Source organism: Sphingobium chungangianum (genome assembly GCF_977014255.1).
This window is the reverse complement of sequence record NZ_CDRNIV010000005.1, coordinates 148,729-168,144: the sequence shown is the minus strand read 5'-3', so window position 1 is coordinate 168,144 and position 19,416 is coordinate 148,729. Positions and strand designations below refer to the sequence as shown.

The window sequence follows — 19,416 nt, the reverse complement described above, 5'->3', positions numbered from 1 at the left end:
AGATGAAAATTACAGAAAGTCTGGCAGAATTTTGCGCCACCGTCTCGGTCGACACCCTTCCGGCCGACGTCGTGGCGCGCACCCCGCTTCTCCTGCTCGATTTGGTCGGCAGTATCGTGCGGGCGCGGAGCGAAGCGGCGGTCGCTCCGGCCTTGCTTGCCACTGTATCCGCCATGGGCCTGGGAAATGGAGCGGCCTGGGTATTTGGCGACGCGGCAGGCTATGCCCCGGCGGGCGCGGCGCTGCTCAATGGAGCGCTTGGCCATGCGCTCGACTTTGACGATACTCATGCGGCAGGGACGTTGCACCCCGGAGCGCCGGTCATTCCGGCCGCGCTCGCCGCGGCGGAGATAGTGGGAGCGCCCGGAGCGGACATTCTCGCCGCGATCGTCGCTGGTTATGAGACGTGCTGCCGGATCGCGGTGGCGCTGCCAGCGGGAGACCATTACGCGCGTGGCTTTCATCCCAGCGCGACCTGCGGCGTGTTTGGCGCGGCTGCCGCTGCGGCGCGGATATTCGGCCTTGATACGGCAGGGATCGTCTCGGCTCTCGGCATTGCGCTGAGCCAGAGTGCGGGCAGTCTCCAGTTCCTGGCCGATGGCGCGCAGACGAAGCCGTTTCAGGTCGGATGGGCGGCGATGGCTGGTTTGACCGCTGCAACCTTGGCGCGCAACGGCTACAAGGGGCCCGCCGAAGCGATCGAGGGGCGCCATGGCTTTCTTCAGGGTTACGCGCCCTCCCCCCGGCCAGAGCGGGTCGTGCAGGCCCTCGGTTCGGTTTTTGAGCTGATGAATACCGGCATCAAGCCCTATCCATCCTGCCGCTACGGCCATGCCGGTATCGACGCCGTGCTGGCGCTGCGGGAGGAGCAAGGATTGCAGCCAGATGAGGTGGACAGCATCACCTATGGACTGTCGAACGCGGGCCTGTTGCTGGTGGGCGCGCCGATCGGGCATAAGCGCAACCCGAGCAATATTGTGGACGCGCAGTTCAGCGCGCCGTTCGTGCTGTCCTGCGCTCTGGTCACGGGCGCGATGGGGTGGGACAGCTACGAGCGGCTGAACGACCCGGTAATCCGTTCGATGCTGCCCAAGGTCGACTGTATCCACGACCCGGAAATCGAGGCGGAATTCCCTACCAACATGTCGGGAAAGATCACCATCGCAGCGCGTGGCCGGACATTCAGCCGCAAGGTGGTCGTGCCGCTTGGCGAACCTTCCAACTTCCTCGCCACGGATGCACTGCTTGCGAAGTTCCTGGCGCTTGCTGCTCCCATACTTGGATCAGACAAAGCGAACGCGCTCGCCGTTGCTGCACTAGACCTTGCCGCTTTGCCCGGAGTTGAAAAACTGACGGGCCTCGCGGTGTAAATCTCGTCTCGCGCCCACCAGCCTGTCGAGCTGGCGGCGGGCATTCCGCGCGAAGAGACGATGCGCCGCATCTATGCGAACCGCACGCAATGGCTGGATTCCGCGCTGCACCGCATTCCATTCTAATACCAACGCTCGCGGAGGCAGACTCACGCCAGGGATTTCCAAAAGCCTGAAATTATGATTCGAGATTGCAAGCAGAAGGAGGCTTGCGATGGCGGCGGCGATTGGGGTTCGAACTGACTACACATCAGTGGAGTTACGTGGGTTTTCTCGCCGATGCGGAGACGCCGATCAGGTTCGGCGGTTATTGGCAGTTGCGGTGATCCTGGATGGCGGGAGCCGGAGCGATGCAGCCAAGGTTGCCGGTGTGACGCTACAGATCGTGCGCGACTGGGTCTTGCGGTTCAACAAGGATGGTCCTGATGGCTTGGCGACGCGCAAGGCGCCAGGGCGGGCTTCGATCCTCAACGACGAGCAGCGTGCCCGGCTTGCCGGACAAATCGAGGTCGGTCCTATCCCGGCAGCGCATGGCGTCGTACGCTGGCGGCTTGCCGATCTGGCCCAGTGGATATGGGATGAGTTCGGCCTCTCGGTCACGCGTCAAACCCTTGGGCGCGAGCTTCGCGCAATGGGCTACCGCAAACTCTCCGCGCGGCCGCGCCATCGCGGTCAGAAACCCGATGATGTTGCTGATTTTAAAAAAACTTCGCAGCCCGTTTGGCGCAAATCACCCGATCGCTCCCAAAGGGAACGGCGGTAGAACTATAGTGGGCAGACGAAGCAAGGGTCGGGCAGCAGACCAAGCTCACCCGGCGCTGGGCGAAGCGCGGCACGAGGCCATCAGCGCCCAAGGATCAACGGCGATCGTCGGCATGGATTTTCGGGGCGATCTGTCCGGCCGAAGGCAAGGCCGCGGGTATCGTCATGCCCAAGTGCAACAGCGAAGCGATGAGCATGCACCTCGAGGAGATCGCCTTCCACGTCGCCCCGGGCGCCCACGCGGTGCTGCTACTCGATCAAGCCGGATGGCATGGCTCGGCCGAACTGGTCGTTCCGCCCAATATCACTTTGATGCCGCTACCCCCCAGATGTCCCGAGCTCAATCCTGTCGAGAACCTGTGGCAATTCATGCGCGACAACTGGCTGTCGAACCGCATCTTCAAATCGTACGACGATATCGTCGATCACTGTTGCTACGCCTGGAACAAGCTGGCTGATCAGCCTTGGCGCATCATGTCCATTGGACTGCGAAAATGGGCGCATGGGTTCTGATCAATGCGCCTTGGTATTAGGTGATTCTATGAAAATTCGCTAACTTTTTGCATATCGCGGCCGCCTCGTGATCTGCCGCCACCTGCTTGGTTGGACGTTATCCCCTTGGCCATCATGGCCACTGGAGATGTGTCATGGGATTATCAGAATTTGATCCCGCCGCTCGTGAGCGGGTGTCGTGGAACGCTGGACGCAAGGTCGGCGCAAAGCGCGCGCTCAAGCCGATGCAGAACGGCTACGTCGAGAGCTTCAATGGTCGCATGCGCGACGAGCTGCTCAACGAGACTCTGTTCCTGAGCCTCGACCATGTCCGCGTGGTGATCTCCGCCTGGGCAGAGGACTACAAATCAGGAGAGGGCGCACTCATCCCTGGGACACGAGACCCCACAGGCGTCCGCCGCTGAATAGATAAGCAATGGCCTGCTTCGCTACGCCCTACGAGCTCCGCGTTCGAGGACGAATGACGAAAGGCGTAGTAAGGAACTTGTATGTAGCGCGTGGAAACCATCGGGAATGCGCAACTGACTGAGAGAGAATCGCTATACTTTTCCGTCGTTTTAAGGAGCGGCGCCTGTCCTCCCAGTTACTCAGCTGAACCCTCGCAGCGCCATAAGAGCAGGCCATAGGTGGTGATCGCTTCAAGTGAATTGTTTTTTTGCGATCGAGAATTTGTGTTCTAAATGAGGCGGAATGCCAGAGGGATTGGTTCTCTCCCCTCTTGCCGCTGGTCCCTGACTTTGTGTCCCAGAAGGAAAACCTAGATGTTGGAAAATGTTTCACAACCCCGCGATCTGGACGAGTTTCTGGATGTGATCCGTGCGCGCTACGATGATCTCAGTGACCGGCTGCAGCGCATCGCCCGACACATTCTGGACGAACCGAACGACATAGCCTTTGAAACCTTGGCTGTGGTGGCGGAGCGCAGCGGCGTTCAACCGTCTGCCATCGTCCGCTTTGCCCAAGCCTTTGGCTTTTCAGGTGCCACCCCGATGCAGCGCCTAGTGCGCGATGGCCTGCTGCGTGAAGATCGCTCCGTCGGCTATGCCGAACGGATCCGGCAGCATCGCTACGGGACTACTGGGGAAGCTGAAGGCCCGCGCCAGCTGCTTTCGGAATTCGTTGAAGGAAATATTCTTGCCCTGGAAAATTTAAATCACGCGGTAGGCTTGCGCGAACTGTCCGAAGCGATTGAGATGCTTCACGAGGCGGAGACCGTTTTTGTGGCGGGGTTTCGTCGTTCATTCCCTGTCGCGACTTACCTCGCCTATATGCTGGGACAGGCGGGCAAGCGAACCGTCCTTGTCGATGGACTAGCTGGGCTTCAGATCCAGCAGGTCGGCGGGCTTGGTGCCGGCGACGTCATGCTGGCAATCAGTTTTTCGCCCTATAGTCATGAAACGTTGAACTTGGTCGAGACGGCAAAGGATCGCTGCCCGGTCATCGCAATCACCGACAGCGTCATCGGCCCGATAGCCAGAGACGCGAATCTGATCCTTCAGGTGCGCGAGTCCGAAGTGCGCGGCTTTCGCTCGCTTGCCGCATCGATGTGCCTGGCCCAGTCGCTCGCCATTGGTGCGGCTGCCCGCCGTGATGAAGCGGCATCGGATCGGGGTCAGATAAAAAACACCTAGCTTCCGATTGAGCTATTGCACCGAACGTTCTGATCCAATATATCATGGAATGTAATTTCCAGAGGAGAGGGATGGTGGGGCAGCTGCCGGGCCAATGCACCGATATTGCGAAAGACGCTCTAATTCACCCGGCACAGGACTGGTTCAAGGTGGACGCGCTTCTGAGCGATGCAATCGAGCGCGGATTGCTGAGCGGTGCGGCGACGGCTATATGGCGGGGCCATGCCGCCGTGCACGGTTCAGCGATCGGTTGGCGCGACGTCGCTGCGCGCGACCCGATGCAGGAAGATTCTATCTTCAGGCTCTATTCGATGACCAAGCCGGTAACGGCGGTCGCGATGATGATCCTCTGGGACGAAGGTAAATGGTCGCCATCCGACCCGATTGCCGATCACCTGCCCGAACTCGCCGACCTGCTGGTGCTTGAGCAGGGCCTGTTCCCCGACACCTTGTCGCTCGTTCCCCCCGCCAGTCCGCCGACCCTGGAGCATCTGATGACGCACCAGGCCGGTTTCGCCTATGGTTTTACCGACGAGCCGGTCGACCGCCTTTTTCGTGCCGCCCATGTTCCGGCAATCCCCCATGACATCAGTGCGCGGGAGTATTTGAAGCGTTTGGCGCAGGTGCCGCTTGCTTTCCATCCGGGCACCGGGTGGCGATATGGCGCATCGATGGACGTGCAGGGCATCATCGTCGAGCGCCTGAGCGGCATGAGCCTGCGGGACTTCATGCGCGAACGCATTTTCGATCCGCTCGGCATGGTCGATACCGACTTCATCGTGCCCGAAGAAAAGCGCCACCGTCTCGCCACGCTTTATTCGCTGGCGGGCGACACGCTGATCGAAGTGAGCCGCGATGACGAGGAACTCCATTATGAGAATATCTCTGGCCTGACGCCTCGGGACGTGGTGCTTCCCTATGACAGCGCGCCCCTCCTCGCGTCGGGCGGGGGTGGCCTGGCGTCGACCGCTGGCGATTATCTGCGCTTTGGCCGCATGCTGCTGGGTCAGGGGGAACTGGATGGCAAGCGGATCATCAGCCGCGAAGCCGCCGCCCTGATGATGCACAGCCATACGCCCAATCATCTGCTCATTGGCGGGTTCGGCACGCCGCCGCACTCTCTGCGGCCCGGTTATGAATATGCCTATAACGGCGTCACGATCATCGATCCGCAACAGGCGGGCGTGCGTCTGGGGCGCGGCACCTATTTCTGGGATGGCGCCGCAGGGTGCTGGTTCTGGGCTGATCCGCAAAATGATGTGGTCTTCGTCTGCATGGTTCAACTGCTGACGGATGCCGATCGGCTGTCGTTGCAGTTCCGCAGCCGCGACGTGGTGGCCGACATCCTGGCCGCGATCGACCGGCACGACACCGCCCCGTCCTTATCCATCCATGGCGGGGGCAGGCAATGAGCGGTACTTCGACGGGCGGTCGCGCCCTGGAACTTATCACCCTGGGCCGTTCAGGCATCGACCTTTATGGCGAACAGGTCGGCGGGCGGCTGGAGGATATGGGTTCCTTTGCCAAATATGTCGGGGGCAGTCCCACCAACAGCGCCATCGGCGCAGCGCGGCTGGGGCTTCATACGGGCATTATCACGCGTGTCGGGTCCGACCATATGGGGCGCTTCATTATTGAGCAACTGGCGGCGGAGGGGGTCGATGTCACCGGTGTCATCAGCGATCCAGATCGGCTGACCGCGCTCGTCATCCTGGGCATTCGCGATGCGGATCGTTTCCCGCTCATCTTCTACCGTGAAAATTGCGCCGACATGGCGCTGTGCGAAGAGGATATCGATCCCGATTTCGTCGCCTCCGCCGGCGCGCTTTTGATCAACGGCACGCATCTTTCGCAGCCGGGCGTCCGCGCCGCCACGTTGAAAGCGGTGCAGGCGATCAGGGCGGCTGGCGGCCGTGTCATCTTCGACATCGATTACCGCCCAGTGCTGTGGGGGCTGGCGTCGAAGGACAATGGGGAAGACCGTTTCGTTTCGAGCGATTGGGTGACGCAGGACTTGCAGGAAATCCTGCCCCTGTGCGACCTCATCGTCGGGACGGAGGAGGAAATCCACATTCTGGGCGGCACCACCGACACCATCGCGGCCCTGCGCGAAATCCGCGCGGGCAGCGACGCGCTGCTGGTGTGCAAGCGCGGATCGGACGGATGCGTCGCCTTGCCGGGCGCGATACCGGACCATCTGGACCAGGGCATTGTCGGCAAGGGCTTTCCCATCGAAGTGTTCAACGTTTTGGGCGCAGGGGACGCGTTCATGGCCGGGTTCCTGCGCGGCTGGCTGCGTGATGAAAGCATCGAGCAATGCTGCACCTATGGCAACGCCTGCGGTGCCATCGTCGTGTCGCGGCACGGCTGCGCCCCAGCCCAGCCGAGCTGGGAGGAACTGCGAGTGTTTCTTTCGCGCAGCGATTGGCCCGCGCGCCTGCGCGACAGCGCCGCGCTGGAACATACGCATTGGGCGACCAATCGCTTGGCGGAACATGGCGACCTGACCGTGCTGGCGATCGACCATCGCGCCCAGTTTGACGAACTTGTCGAGGAACTGGGCACCAACAACTTGCATCGCGTATCGCGGTTCAAGGAATTGGCGTTGCAAGCCATGGCTGAGGTTGCCGGTGGCGATGCCGGTTTCGGGCTACTCGCCGACGGCCGCTATGGACGGACCGCGCTGGAAATGGCTGCCGACACGACCTGTTGGATCGGTCGGCCGATCGAATTGCCCGGATCGCGACCCTTGCGGTTCGAAGGCGGGCGCGAAGCCGCCACGATCTTGGCCGACTGGCCGCTCGACCATGTGGTCAAATGTCTGGTTTTCTATCATCCCGATGATCCGGCGGAGCTTCGCGCCGATCAGGACCGGCAGATCCTCAACCTGTTCGAGGCATGTCGGCACAGGCGGCACGAATTATTGCTGGAGGTCATCGCCTCCAGGAGCGGCCCGGTCGAAACTGACACGGTGGCCAAGGTGATCGAGCATATATATGATCTGGGCGTGTATCCCGACTGGTGGAAGCTGGAGCCAGCGGTCGAACCGGCGACCTGGGCAGCCATCGAACGGGTAATCGCGGCGCGCGATCCCTACTGCCGCGGTATATTGCTGCTGGGGCTGGCATCGGAAGAGGACGCCTTACTGACCAGCTTTTCCGCCGCCGTTGAGCACCCGCTGGTCAAGGGTTTCGCTGTCGGCCGAACGATATGGGTGGAGCCCGCCATGCGCTGGTTCAAGGATGAGATCGACGATGAAGAGGCCGTCGCGCAGATGGCCGCGAGTTTCAACATGCTGGCACAGGCATGGCGCGACGCAAGGCGGACACAGGCGCTATGAGCGGAGAAACCGTCAGGCTGACCATGGCGCAGGCGCTCATTCGCTGGATGGTGGCGCAGCGCGTCGAGATCGGCGGGGTCGAGCAACCTTTTTTCGCTGGGGTCTGGGCGATCTTCGGCCATGGCAATGTCGCAGGCGTCGGGGAGGCGCTGGCGGAAATCGACGAAGCCCTTCCGACATATCGCGCCCATAATGAGCAGGGAATGGCGCATGCCGCCATCGCCTTCGCCAAGGCAAATCGCCGCCAGCGGGCAATGGCCTGTACGACGTCGATCGGGCCGGGCGCCACCAATATGGTGACCGCCGCCGCGCTCGCCCATGTCAACCGTTTGCCGGTGCTGTTCCTGCCCGGTGACGTATATGCGAGCCGCCTGCCCGATCCCGTCCTTCAGCAGATTGAGGATTTCGGCGATGGGACGGTCAGCGCCAGCGACTGCTTCCGCCCGGTCAGCCGCTATTTCGACCGCATTACCCGGCCCGAACAGATATTGGATGCCGCCCCGCGCGCCATGGCGGTGATGATCGACCCGGCCCGTTGTGGCCCCGTCACCCTGTCCCTGTGCCAGGATGTGCAGGCGGAGGCTTTCGATTGCCCGGTCAGCTTCCTGGAACCGCGCCTGTGGCGGCAGCGGCGACCCCGCACCGACGAAACGGAATTCAACGCGCTGGTGCAGGCGGTGCGTGCTGCGCAGCGGCCACTGATCGTGACCGGCGGCGGTGTCCTCTATTCCCGCGCCGAAGATGCGTTAGCCGCGCTGGCGGAGACCACAGGCATTCCCGTTGCGGAAACGCAGGCGGGGAAGGGTGCGCTCATCGCCAGTCACGGCCAGTTGCTTGGCGCGATCGGCGTCACCGGGACCAGCGCCGCCAATCGCGCCGCGCTCGATGCGGACCTCATCATCGGCATCGGCACCCGGCTGCAGGATTTCACCACGGGGTCACGCACGCTGTTCCAGGGCGATCTGTTCCAGGTCAATGTCGCGCCGCATGACGCGCACAAGCACGGCGCGAAGAGCGTCGTGGGCGACGCGCGCGTCGTGATCGAGGCTCTGACCAATGCGCTGGCGGGCTGGCGCGTTCCACAGGCGTGGGAACGGGAGAATGGTGTGGCCATGGCGGACTGGAGCGAGGCGGGCGACGTGGCGATGGCTCCGTGCGACGGCCTTCCTTCCGACGCGGCGGTGATCGGCGCGGTGTTACGGAATGCGCCCGATGACGCCGTTGTTGTCTGCGCGGCCGGTGGCCTGCCCGGTGAACTGCACAAGCTATGGCGCGTGAAGAAGCCAGGCGGCTACCATGTCGAGTACGGCTTTTCCTGCATGGGATATGAGATTGCCGGCGGCCTGGGCGTGAAGATGGCAAATCCCACGCGGGAGACATTCGTCCTTGTCGGTGACGGCAGCTATCTGATGCTGAATTCAGAGCTGGCGACCTCGGTCATGTTGGGTTTCAAGCTCATCGTCGTGCTGCTCGACAATGGCGGCTATGGCTGCATCAATCGGTTGCAACAGGCGACAGGCGGGCGGCCTTTCAACAACCTGCTGGCCGATGCGCGGCAGGAAGCGCTCCCCACGGTCGATTTCGCCGCCCACGCCCGTAGTCTGGGCGCCTGTGCGGAAAAAGTGTCCGGCATCGCTTCGCTTGAAGAGGCGCTCGCCCGAGCCGCCTTATCATCGACCAGCTACGTCATCGTTCTCGATACCGATCCCGCGATAACTACCAAGTCGGGCGGGCATTGGTGGGACGTCGCGGTGCCGCAGGTGTCGGCCCGCGATGAAGTCGCTGCGGCCCTCATTCGATATGAAGATATGAAGAAGAGGCGGAAGCCATGACGATACGCTGGGGTGTAAGCCCGATTGCCTGGGCCAATGACGACATGCCCGAACTAGGCGGCGACATCACGCTGGATGAACTGCTGAGCGACGTCAGCCAGATCGGCTTTGAAGGGGTGGAGCTTGGCTGCAAGTTCCCGCGCGATCCTGCCACCTTGAAACCGATCATGGCCACCCACGGGCTGGATATCGTCGGCGGCTGGTATTCGTCGAACCTTCTCACGCGCGACGCCGATGCCGAAATCGCCGCCATGGCAGACCATCTCGCGTTGCTGGAGGCGATGGGATCGAGCGTCTTCATTCTCGCCGAAACGTCGAACGCGGTACATGGCGACCGGTCCTGTCCCCTCGATGTCCATCCCCGGATCGACGATCAGGCCTGGGAGCGCTTCGGCGCGCGGTTGAACGCGGTGGCGGCGCATGTAAACAGGCGCGGGCTGCGTTTTGCCTACCATCACCATCTCGGCACCGTTGTCGAGACTGCCGAAGAGTTGCGGCGCTTCTTCGATGTCACCGACGAGCATGTCGGTTTGACGCTCGACACCGGCCATGCCCTTTGCGGCGGTATCGATCCGCTGAAGATCATCGGTGAACGGCCCGAGCGCGTGAACCATGTCCATTGCAAGGATGTACGCCGTGGGCGGTACAACAGGCTGCGTGCTGGCGGCGCAAGCTTCCTCGACGGCGTGGTCGGTGGGATGTTCACTGCCCCTGGCGACGGCGCCTATGATTATGCGTCATTCCTGGGCGCGCTGGCCCGCATCGGCTACATCGGCTGGATCGTGGTTGAGGCAGAGCAGGATCCAGCGATCGCCAATCCCCGCGTGTACCAGCAGCTGGGCCTCGAGACACTCCGAAGCCTCGCCGCCGAGGTGGGGCTGGCGGCATGAGCCTCAAGGTCCGCAGCCACGATCCTGACGCGCACGGCGTGATGCTAGACGTCACACCGGAAAGCGCGGGCTGGCGTTATGTCGGATTCAAGGTGCTCCGTCTGGCGGCGGGGCAGGTCCATGAGGGTGGAGAGGCAGGCCGGGAAGCGTGCCTCGTCATCCTGTCCGGCGTGATTGATGTTAAGGCCGGCGAAGAGCGTTTCGCCGAGCTGGGCGGTCGGACAGACGTTTTTGCGGGACCCGCGACGTCGGTTTATGTTCCTGCCGGGACATCCTACCGCATTGAGGCCGCCAATGCCACGGAAGTGGCGATCTGCACTGCGCCCGGTGGCGGTGATCGGCGTCCGCGCGTCATCGCGCCCGAAGATGTGGGGCTGGAAACGCGCGGACATGGCACGAACCAGCGCTTCGTACGCAACATACTGGATGACAAGGCGGACGCGCACAGCCTGTTGGTGGTGGAAGTCATCACCCCTGGCGGACATTGGTCCAGCTATCCTCCCCACAAGCATGATCGCGATGCGTGGCCGGAAGAAACCTTCCTGGAGGAAACCTATTATCATCGCCTTTCGCCGCCGCAGGGTTTTGCCTTCCAACGCGTCTATACCGATGACCGGTCGATTGACGAGACGATGGCGGTGGAGGATGGCGATGTGGTCAAAGTGCCGCGCGGATACCACCCGGTCGGGGCGCCGCATGGCTATGATCTTTATTATCTGAACGTGATGGCCGGTCCCCGTCGCAACTGGGTGTTTGCCAATGATCCCGCACATGACTGGATCGCGCGCGGCATATCTGCAAACCCGGACATAGGAGAATAAGGCGTGCCCCTGAATCCAGTGCAGGAACTTCATGACCCTGAAGGACCTATCCCGACCGACCCGGTAAGGATGGGTGACTGTCGAATGAAGGTGGATTGCGCCCTCTGCGTCTGAAGCCTGTCCAGCCCCGTCCATGGGATGCTGCACCTTCTCCATGGCGGCGGCTGGGCAACGATGAGCGTCGAAATCGTCGCTCGACCCACTGAATATATCAAGACCTGCTCATGAAGAGCCGGAACAGCATCTAATCTTGCCGGGAGAAGCCGAAATGCGAAATATTCCCCACTTCATCGGCGGACGCGCGGTCAGTTCCGTATCCGCCCGCACCGGGGACGTATATGATCCTAACAATGGTAAGGTGCAGGCCCGCGTCGGCCTGGGCACGGCCGAAGAGCTGCAACAGGCCGTCGATGCAGCAGTGGCGGCGCAGCCGGCATGGGCGGCCGTAAATCCGCAGCGCCGGGCGCGTGTCATGTTTGACTTCAAGCGGCTGGTCGAACGCGACATGGACGATCTTGCCCATCTGCTGGCATCGGAACATGGCAAGGTCATCGCCGACGCCAGGGGTGATATCCAGCGGGGTCTCGACGTTGTGGAGTTTGCCTGCGGCATCCCGCATTTGTTGAAGGGCGACTATACCGAAGGCGCCGGTCCCGGCATCGACGTCTATTCCATGCGCCAGCCGATCGGCATCGGCGCGGGTATCACGCCCTTCAATTTTCCGGCCATGATCCCGCTGTGGATGAGCGCGGTGGCGATGGCGTGCGGTAACGCCTTCATCCTCAAGCCGTCAGAGCGTGACCCATCCACCTCCATCCGCCTGGCAGAGCTGCTGACGGAGGCGGGGCTGCCCGACGGCATTTTCCAGGTGGTTCAGGGCGACAAGGAAATGGTCGACGCCATTTTGGACCATCCGGCGATTTCGGCGGTCAGCTTCGTCGGCTCGTCGGACATCGCTCATTATGTCTATAATCGCGGCGTCGCGGCTGGAAAGCGCGTGCAGGCCATGGGCGGCGCGAAAAATCACGGCATCGTCATGCCCGACGCCGATCTGGACCAGACCGTCGCCGACCTGTGCGGTGCGGCCTTCGGATCTGCGGGCGAACGCTGCATGGCGCTGCCGGTGGTGGTGCCGGTCGGGCAGGATACGGCCGAACGGCTCAAGGCAAAGCTCATCCCCGCCATTGAGGCGCTGCGCGTCGGCGTCTCGACCGATGCGGATGCGCATTACGGCCCGGTGGTGACAGCCCAGCACAAGGCCCGCATCGAACAGTGGATACAGACCGGTGTCGAGGAAGGGGCCGAACTGGTCATCGACGGACGCGGCTTTTCCCTTCAGGGGTATGAAGACGGCTTTTTCGTCGGCCCGACGCTGTTCGACCATGTGACGCCCGACATGAGCGCTTATCGGGAAGAGATTTTCGGACCCGTGCTCCAGATGGTGCGCGCCGACAGTTTCGAGGATGCCCTCGCTCTGCCTTCAAAGCATCAATATGGCAACGGCGTCGCCATCTTCACCCGCAACGGTCAAGCCGCTCGCGAATTTGCCGCTCGGGTGAATGTCGGCATGGTCGGCATCAACGTACCCATACCGGTGCCGGTCGCCTATCACAGCTTCGGCGGTTGGAAGCGTTCGGGGTTCGGCGATCACAATCAGCATGGGGAAGAGGGCGTTCGGTTCTGGACAAAGGTGAAAACGGTGACCCAGCGCTGGCATGGCCCGTCGGCTTCTCCTGAGGGAACGGCTCTTTCGGACGCCTTCCTGATCCCGACCATGAAATGACGATCCTCGATCGGTTCCAACACCGGTCGGCATAACCCGACGAGGGCTTGATGACGCTTAGTGAATTCAGCCATGTTATCGGCGCATCGCATCCTCCCCTTCGGGAGGACACGATCGGAGAAGCGCTGGAACTCGCAGCGCAGCGCTGGCCCGATGACGACGCGCTCGTCGCGCGTCATGGCAATGTCCGCTATTCCTGGTCGGAACTGAAGGCGGTGACGGACGCCTTCGCGGCGGGGCTGCTGGCTTTGGGCATAGGGCGGGGCGACCGGGTGGGCATCTGGGCGCCCAATTGTGCCCAGTGGACCATTGCTCAGCTGGCGACCGCCCGCGCAGGCATGATATTAGTCAACATCAACCCCGCCTATCGCATAGGTGAGCTTGAATATACGCTGGCAAAGGTGGATGTGAAGGCGCTGATCTGCGCGGCATCGTTCAAGACCAGCGATTATGTTGCCATGGCAGAGGCGTTAGTTACCCGCTTTGGCGAAGGGCCGGGCGAGATCGTCTCGGATCGCCTCCCGGCGCTCCGCTATTTGATAAAGATCGATGGTGATCGGCGTCCGGGATGGCTTGATTTTGACGATGTCGCCGCGTCGCGGACACCGACATCAGAAGCGGAACTTGCAAGCGTCGCCGTGACGCTGCAGGCGAGCGATCCTATCAATATCCAGTTTACCAGCGGCACCACCGGATCGCCCAAGGGCGTAACCCTCTCGCACCGCAATGTCCTCAATAATGCATCCATGTGCGGTACAGCAATGGGTGCGGTCGCGGGTGATCGGATATGCATAGCCGTGCCGCTCTATCATTGTTTCGGCATGGTGATGAGCAACCTCATGAGCGTCGTCCATGGCGTCACCATGATCTACCCCTCGCCCGGCTTCGATCCGCTGGCGGTGCTGGAAACCGTCGAAGCGGAGCGCTGCACGATATTGCATGGCGTCCCGACGATGTTCATCGCCGAACTGGAGCATCCCGAATTTCCCCGCTTCGATTTGTCAACGCTGCGGACCGGACTGATGGCTGGGTCTCCCTGCCCTGAAGAATTGATGCGCAAGGTGATGACACGCATGCACATGCGCGACATCGGCATCGCCTACGGGATGACCGAAACCAGCCCGGTAAGCTTCCAGACGTCGCTGGACGATCCCATCGAAGTCCGCGTGGGCACGATCGGCCGCATCCAGCCCCATCTGGAGGCCAAGGTCGTCAATCCCGAAACCGGAACCACCGTCATGCGTGGTGAGCCAGGCGAATTGTGCATCCGCGGCTATTCAGTGATGCTCGGCTATTGGGGGGACCTGGAAAAAACGGCGGAGGTGGTGCGCCACGGGTGGATGCACAGCGGCGACATCGCCATCATCGACGGCGAGGGATATGCGCGGATCGTCGGTCGAATCAAGGATATGATCATCCGCGGCGGGGAGAATATCTATCCTCGCGAACTGGAAGAGTTGATCTATCTCCATCCGTCCGTTCTGGACGTGCAGGTGGTCGGCGTCCCTGACGCCAAGTTTGGGGAAGAAGTGGTGGCCTGCGTCAAGCTGCGCCCCGGCGAACCGGAGGATGCGGATGCGATCATCGCCTTCTGCCGTGGCCGCGTCGCACATTATAAGGTGCCGCGCTACGTTTGCTTCATGGACAGCTTCCCCATGACGGTATCGGGAAAGGTGCAGAAATTTCAGTTGCGTGAGATGATGGAAGCCGAACTGGCGAAGGCCGACGGCTGACAGGCGAGGGCGCATTTCCGCCCCGTCCGAACGACATTGTCGATTTTAGGAAAGGTATTCCCATGTTTCAGATCGCCCTGATAGGCGCGGGCCGGATCGGCAAGATCCACGCCGCCAACATCGCGGCTAACGGTCGCCTGTCGCTATCGCGAGTCGTTGATCCCTTTGGCGGGGCCGAGGAGCTGGCCCGTCTCTATGGCGCCCGCGTGTCATCGATCGAGGATGTCTGGTCCGATCCGGCGATCAGCGGGGTCGTGATCGCGAGCGCGACCGACACCCATCTGAACTATACGCTGGAATCGATCCGCGCGGACAAGCATGTCTTTTGCGAAAAGCCGCTGGATCAGGATGCCGGTCGCGCCGCTCAGGTCGAACAGGCGCTGATTGGCAGTGACCGCCACGTGCTGCTGGGGTTTAATCGGCGGTTCGATCCCAGCTTTGCCAGCCTGCAGCGGCGGCTGAAGCAGGGCGAGATTGGCGAGCTTGAGACGCTCCACATCATCAGCCACGATCCCGCGCCCCCGCCGGTTTCTTACGTCGCTGTGTCGGGCGGCATTTTCAAGGACATGGCAATCCACGATTTTGACATGGCCAGCTGGCTGCTGGGCGAGGAGATTGAAAGCGTATTCGCCTCCGCTTCCGTGTTGATCGATCCTGAAATAGGGGCCGCGGGCGACTTCGACACCGCCAAGATCATGCTGCGCACCGCCAGCGGCAAGCTGTGCGTCATCTCCAACAGCCGCCGCAGCGGTTACGGCTACGACCAGCGGATCGAGGCGTTCGGGTCGAAGGGGCTGATCCGGGCCGAAAACAAGTTGGAGACCAGCGTGCAGACGTGGACCCAGAATGGAGCCATGGGGGACTGCTTCCAGAACTTCTTCCTCGATCGTTACGCCGACGCCTACGCTAGCGAAGTGGAGCATTTCGCGGACATCATCGAGGGCAAATCACGTCCTTTGGCCGATGAGCGGGACGGCGTCAGGGCGCTGATATTGGCGGAAGCTGCCGACCGGTCTGCACGAGATGGGTCGGTTGTCATGCTGCGCTGTCCAGATTGATCCTGTCCCGGAAGCTGCGGGACGTCAGCGGAAATTAACGCATGATCCGATTGGGCTGAATCGGATCAGGCGCTAATTGTTTTTAGTTTTACGCATTCTTCGGGTCGTCAAATGACGAGATCTGACGGGAAAATGACTTGGCCGACCCTCAGCGCACGCCCCGGATGAAGAATGCGCTGATCCCTGCGGCAAGGGCGGTCACAGCGCCGAACAGATAGAGCGCGCCATAACCGAAGGCTAGGATCAGGCCGCCTGCAATGGCCGGGGAAACCAATTGTGGGGCGGCCGTCGCCACTGCCAATATCCCCATGTCGCGGCCCGCCGCCTCTTCCTCCGGCAGGACGAACGACATAAGTGCCAGGTCGATCGCCATGTAGGTTCCGAAGAAAATGCCGCTCAGCACCGAATAGACCAGCATGCCGTGCCAGTTGGGTGCGATGACGGGGACGATCAGCGACAGGCCTAGCCCGATCGCCGAAACGCCAACGATCAGCTTATGCCTCTGCAGCCGGTCGGCCAGCCAGCCCGCCACGAAGATTGCGCCGATCCAGGCCACCATGTTGACGGTGCTCAATATGCTTATCGCGACTTTCGCGCTATGCTGCGGCAAGGCGGCTGCCCCGATCTCGTCCTGCACGAAGTAGAAGAGATAGCCGCTGACGGAAAAATAGGCGACGAACAACAGCGCGCGCGACAGGAAGGCGAACGTGAAGTCTCGTGACCGGAAGCTTGAGAAGAAGTCGGCGATACGCCGTGAAAGCTTTATTTTCTCTGCCACGGGGGGAAGTTTTTCAGCCCTGAAGGGGCCTTCGGGCGCAAAGATCAGGAAGCCGGCAGTCAGCACCACGAACGCAGTCGCGATGGCCGCATAGCTGGTTGTCGTGTCTGCGCGTGCCGCGACGTTCACGCCAAAGATGATGCCGATCGGCACGCTGAGGCCGATCATCGCCGACGCGATGCCGCGTTTTTCGCGCGAAATACGGTCCGGCAGCACAGCTGTGAGAGCACCTTGATAGAAATTCATGGTGAACCAAAGCGTGACATAGATCAGAGCGAAAGGAAGCAATGCGTTCGCTTGGCTCATGAACATCATCAGGACGACTGACAGTAGCGCCATTGCGGCAAGCCAAGGCGTCCGCCGTCCCCAGCGGCTGCGTGTTCGATCCGATACGGCACCGCCCATTGGCAGCGAGATCACGGCGGATACGGCGCTGAGTGTCGTCAACAAACCCAGATTCGCCACCTTGTTGACGGGGTCGAGCGCATCCATCTGCGCAGGGATGAGTATCTGCTGAAGGCCTTGGAAGGTGGCGTACATGCCGACGGTAGGCAGAATCAGCAGGGTGATAAGGCGACCGGTGCCAACCTTTCCTGTTGCGGAAATAGGATGGGTGAGCGGCATGCCTTCGGTCGTCGCCTCGTTCACAAGATATCCACTCCTTTATCGATCCGTTGTCTCGTATCGCGTGCGCGATACGGCGCGCATTCGCGTCCCGCATCGGCAAACTCGTTGCCAATCGCTATCAGGGACTGGCCGCGGGATTTTGATATAGAATTATCATTCCGTCAATAGCCTTGATAGAAGAGCTCCATTACGGCAGGACGTTTTAGCCGTTTAAAGGCGTCCCCAACCACGCCGATGCGTTTCTGAGGCGGGATCATCTGCCACCACGGGCTAAGCCCCGCGGGAGCTCATCCCGGCGACTGGCGATCTTTAAATAGAAATATCATTCCATAATATATATTGACAAAATTACCGTCCTGAACTTAGCTATACTTTATGCACACGCAGGATGGTAGGTGTGGTCGTTCCAATGGATATCTCGGTCCGTGTGCCGTTTTGTAAAAGGGCACCAGCGTTGGTGATGTCCGCCGCTAGGAAATCCGAGGCGGCCATCGGATCTGATATATGGAGGGCGAGGCTAGGGCGGAGTCCCTGCTGAGCCTGCCGCAACATCTGGAAGATCGATCCAAGGACGGCACCGCAGGTTGGCGTGTGCCGCAAAAAGCAGATAAACAGGAGAAGAAATGCTCGGCGGAATGCAGGATTGGCCCCTTCGCCTTACGAGGCTCTTCGATCATGCAGCCCGTGAGCATGGCCCCCGCGAGATCGTCAGCTATCAAGCCGATGGCAGCATCACCCGCAGCACATGGGCGGGCGTCGTCGGCGATGCGCGGCGGTTCGCGCAGAAGCTCGATCGGATGGGTATAGAACCTGGGGATCGGGTGGCGACGCTCGGTGCCAACCATGTTCGCCACTTGGTTGCCTGGTTTGGCACGATCGGCATGGGTGGAGTGATGCACACCATTAACCCGCGCCTGTTCGACGATCAGATCGTCTACATCGCCAACCATGCCGAGGATCGCGTGCTGCTTTACGATGCGGCGTTCGCGCCGCTTGTCGAGCGGCTGAAACCAAGGCTGAGTTCGATTGAGCATTTCATTGTGTTTGAGCAAGAATTCGACACTCTGCTGGCGACCGAAAGCGGCGATTATCATTGGTATGAGGGCGACGAGCGCGAACCGGCGATGCTCTGCTACACCAGCGGCACGACCGGTAATCCGAAGGGCGTGCTTTACGAGCATCGATCGACCCTGCTGCACACGATGACTCAGGTTCAGCCGGACGTATTCAACTTCTCGGCACGGACGGTGACCCTGCCGATTACCCCTATGTTTCACGCCAGCGCGTGGGGCCTGCCTTTCTCTGCCGCCGCAGTCGGCGCAAAGCTTGTTCTTTCGATGGTCAACGATGCCGCGGTCCTCCATAAGCTGATCATCGAAGAGGGCGTCACCCATAGTTGCGCAGTGCCGACGGTCTGGCTTTCGATGCTGCAGCATATCGAGGGTGAGCAACGCGATCTTGGCAAGCTTGCGATGATCTCCTGTGGTGGCTCCGCCGCGCCGCGCGCGATGATCGAACAATATATGGACCGGGGCGTCCAGTTCGGCCATCTTTGGGGAATGACTGAGCTGTCGCCGATCGGCACCGTCTGCGCGTTACCGGCCGATTGGGATGACCGCGATTACGACGCGCGGCTGGACTTTATCTCAAAACAGGGGCGTTCGCCCTTTGGTATCGAGCTTAGGCTGGTGGATGACGAGGGGAGGGCGGTTGCCCGCGACGGCAAGACTTCCGGTCGGCTTCAGGTTCGGGGGCCGTGGACGGTGGCGCGCTACTTCAAGGATGAAAGCGGACCCTGCATCGATGCCGAGAGTTGGTTCGACACGGGCGACATCGCCGTGCTGCATCCTGGGGGCGAGCTTCAGCTTACCGACCGCGCGAAGGACGTCATCAAGTCGGGTGGCGAGTGGATCAGTTCGGTCGAACTGGAGAATGCTGCGATGGGCTGTCCTGGCGTGGCCGAGGCCGCAGCGATCGGGGTGGCGCATCCAAAGTGGGACGAGCGGCCATTGCTACTGGTGGTTCGGAAGCCGGATGCGAAGGTGAGCGCCACCGAAATCCAGACTTATCTGGCGGGGAAGCTCGCCAAATGGTGGCTGCCTGACGATATCCTGTTTGTCGACGCGCTTCCGCATACCGGGACCGGCAAGCTGTTGAAAACGAAGCTCCGGGAGCAGTATCGGGACTATAAGCTGCCGGGTGTTTAGCCCGAGTCCGCCAAGCTGGCTTATCATGCAGGCCGCCTCAACCCGGCATCTCCCTGGTGCCGGTTCAAAGC

At 61.4% G+C, this 19,416-nt stretch carries 12 protein-coding genes and 2 pseudogenes; 13 read left to right on the top strand and 1 reads right to left on the bottom strand.

Annotation, left to right across the window (positions count from 1 at the left end; translation table 11 throughout):
- The first annotated feature begins 2 nt into the window (after positions 1-2).
- The 12 genes and pseudogenes from ACWNC0_RS06710 (at position 3) to iolG (ending at position 15,733) form a co-directional block, all read left to right on the top strand.
- Positions 3-1,370, top strand: a complete 1,368-nt coding sequence (locus ACWNC0_RS06710; RefSeq protein WP_449470476.1) for an MmgE/PrpD family protein — start codon at positions 3-5, stop codon at positions 1,368-1,370.
- A 214-nt stretch (positions 1,371-1,584) separates the two neighbouring features.
- Positions 1,585-2,645 (top strand): annotated as a pseudogene (locus ACWNC0_RS06705) (IS630 family transposase).
- Between the two features lie 218 nt (positions 2,646-2,863).
- Positions 2,864-3,109: pseudogene (locus ACWNC0_RS06700) on the top strand (integrase core domain-containing protein); the annotation flags it as partial.
- 345 nt (positions 3,110-3,454) lie between these two features.
- Entirely contained in the window at positions 3,455-4,276 is an 822-nt protein-coding gene (locus tag ACWNC0_RS06695) for a MurR/RpiR family transcriptional regulator (RefSeq protein ID WP_449470474.1), read from the top strand.
- Between the two features lie 71 nt (positions 4,277-4,347).
- Positions 4,348-5,688 carry a serine hydrolase domain-containing protein gene (locus ACWNC0_RS06690; RefSeq protein ID WP_449470473.1) on the top strand — a complete coding sequence of 447 codons (1,341 nt, stop codon included), beginning with the start codon at positions 4,348-4,350 and terminating at the stop codon, positions 5,686-5,688.
- The gene (locus ACWNC0_RS06685) at positions 5,685-7,616 is read left to right on the top strand and encodes a bifunctional 5-dehydro-2-deoxygluconokinase/5-dehydro-2-deoxyphosphogluconate aldolase (protein ID WP_449470472.1); all 1,932 of its coding nucleotides are present in this window, start codon (positions 5,685-5,687) and stop codon (positions 7,614-7,616) included. Before ACWNC0_RS06690 ends, ACWNC0_RS06685 begins: the two co-directional genes overlap by 4 nt.
- Entirely contained in the window at positions 7,613-9,448 is a 1,836-nt protein-coding gene (gene iolD / locus ACWNC0_RS06680) for a 3D-(3,5/4)-trihydroxycyclohexane-1,2-dione acylhydrolase (decyclizing) (RefSeq protein ID WP_449470471.1), read from the top strand. Before ACWNC0_RS06685 ends, iolD begins: the two co-directional genes overlap by 4 nt.
- Positions 9,445-10,338, top strand: a complete 894-nt coding sequence (iolE, locus tag ACWNC0_RS06675) for a myo-inosose-2 dehydratase (protein ID WP_449470470.1) — start codon at positions 9,445-9,447, stop codon at positions 10,336-10,338. The genes iolD and iolE overlap by 4 nt, the downstream gene beginning before the upstream one ends.
- The gene (gene iolB / locus ACWNC0_RS06670; RefSeq protein WP_449470469.1) at positions 10,335-11,159 is read left to right on the top strand and encodes a 5-deoxy-glucuronate isomerase; all 825 of its coding nucleotides are present in this window, start codon (positions 10,335-10,337) and stop codon (positions 11,157-11,159) included. The genes iolE and iolB overlap by 4 nt, the downstream gene beginning before the upstream one ends.
- A gap of 268 nt (positions 11,160-11,427) precedes the next feature.
- Positions 11,428-12,942: a CoA-acylating methylmalonate-semialdehyde dehydrogenase gene (locus tag ACWNC0_RS06665; protein WP_449470468.1), complete on the top strand. Its 1,515-nt coding sequence runs from the start codon at positions 11,428-11,430 to the stop codon at positions 12,940-12,942.
- A gap of 50 nt (positions 12,943-12,992) precedes the next feature.
- Positions 12,993-14,675, top strand: coding sequence for an AMP-binding protein (locus tag ACWNC0_RS06660; RefSeq protein ID WP_449470467.1), 1,683 nt, complete (start codon positions 12,993-12,995; stop codon positions 14,673-14,675).
- 62 nt (positions 14,676-14,737) lie between these two features.
- Complete coding sequence (gene iolG / locus ACWNC0_RS06655) at positions 14,738-15,733, top strand: inositol 2-dehydrogenase (RefSeq protein WP_449470466.1); 996 nt, start codon at positions 14,738-14,740, stop codon at positions 15,731-15,733.
- 148 nt (positions 15,734-15,881) lie between these two features.
- Here the strand turns inward: iolG and ACWNC0_RS06650 are convergent, their stop codons facing one another.
- Positions 15,882-17,159: an MFS transporter gene (locus ACWNC0_RS06650; RefSeq protein ID WP_449470465.1), complete on the bottom strand. Its 1,278-nt coding sequence runs from the start codon at positions 17,157-17,159 to the stop codon at positions 15,882-15,884.
- Between the two features lie 602 nt (positions 17,160-17,761).
- Between ACWNC0_RS06650 and ACWNC0_RS06645 the strand changes: the two genes are divergently transcribed.
- Complete coding sequence (locus ACWNC0_RS06645) at positions 17,762-19,345, top strand: long-chain fatty acid--CoA ligase (protein WP_449470463.1); 1,584 nt, start codon at positions 17,762-17,764, stop codon at positions 19,343-19,345.
- Positions 19,346-19,416 lie beyond the last annotated feature (71 nt).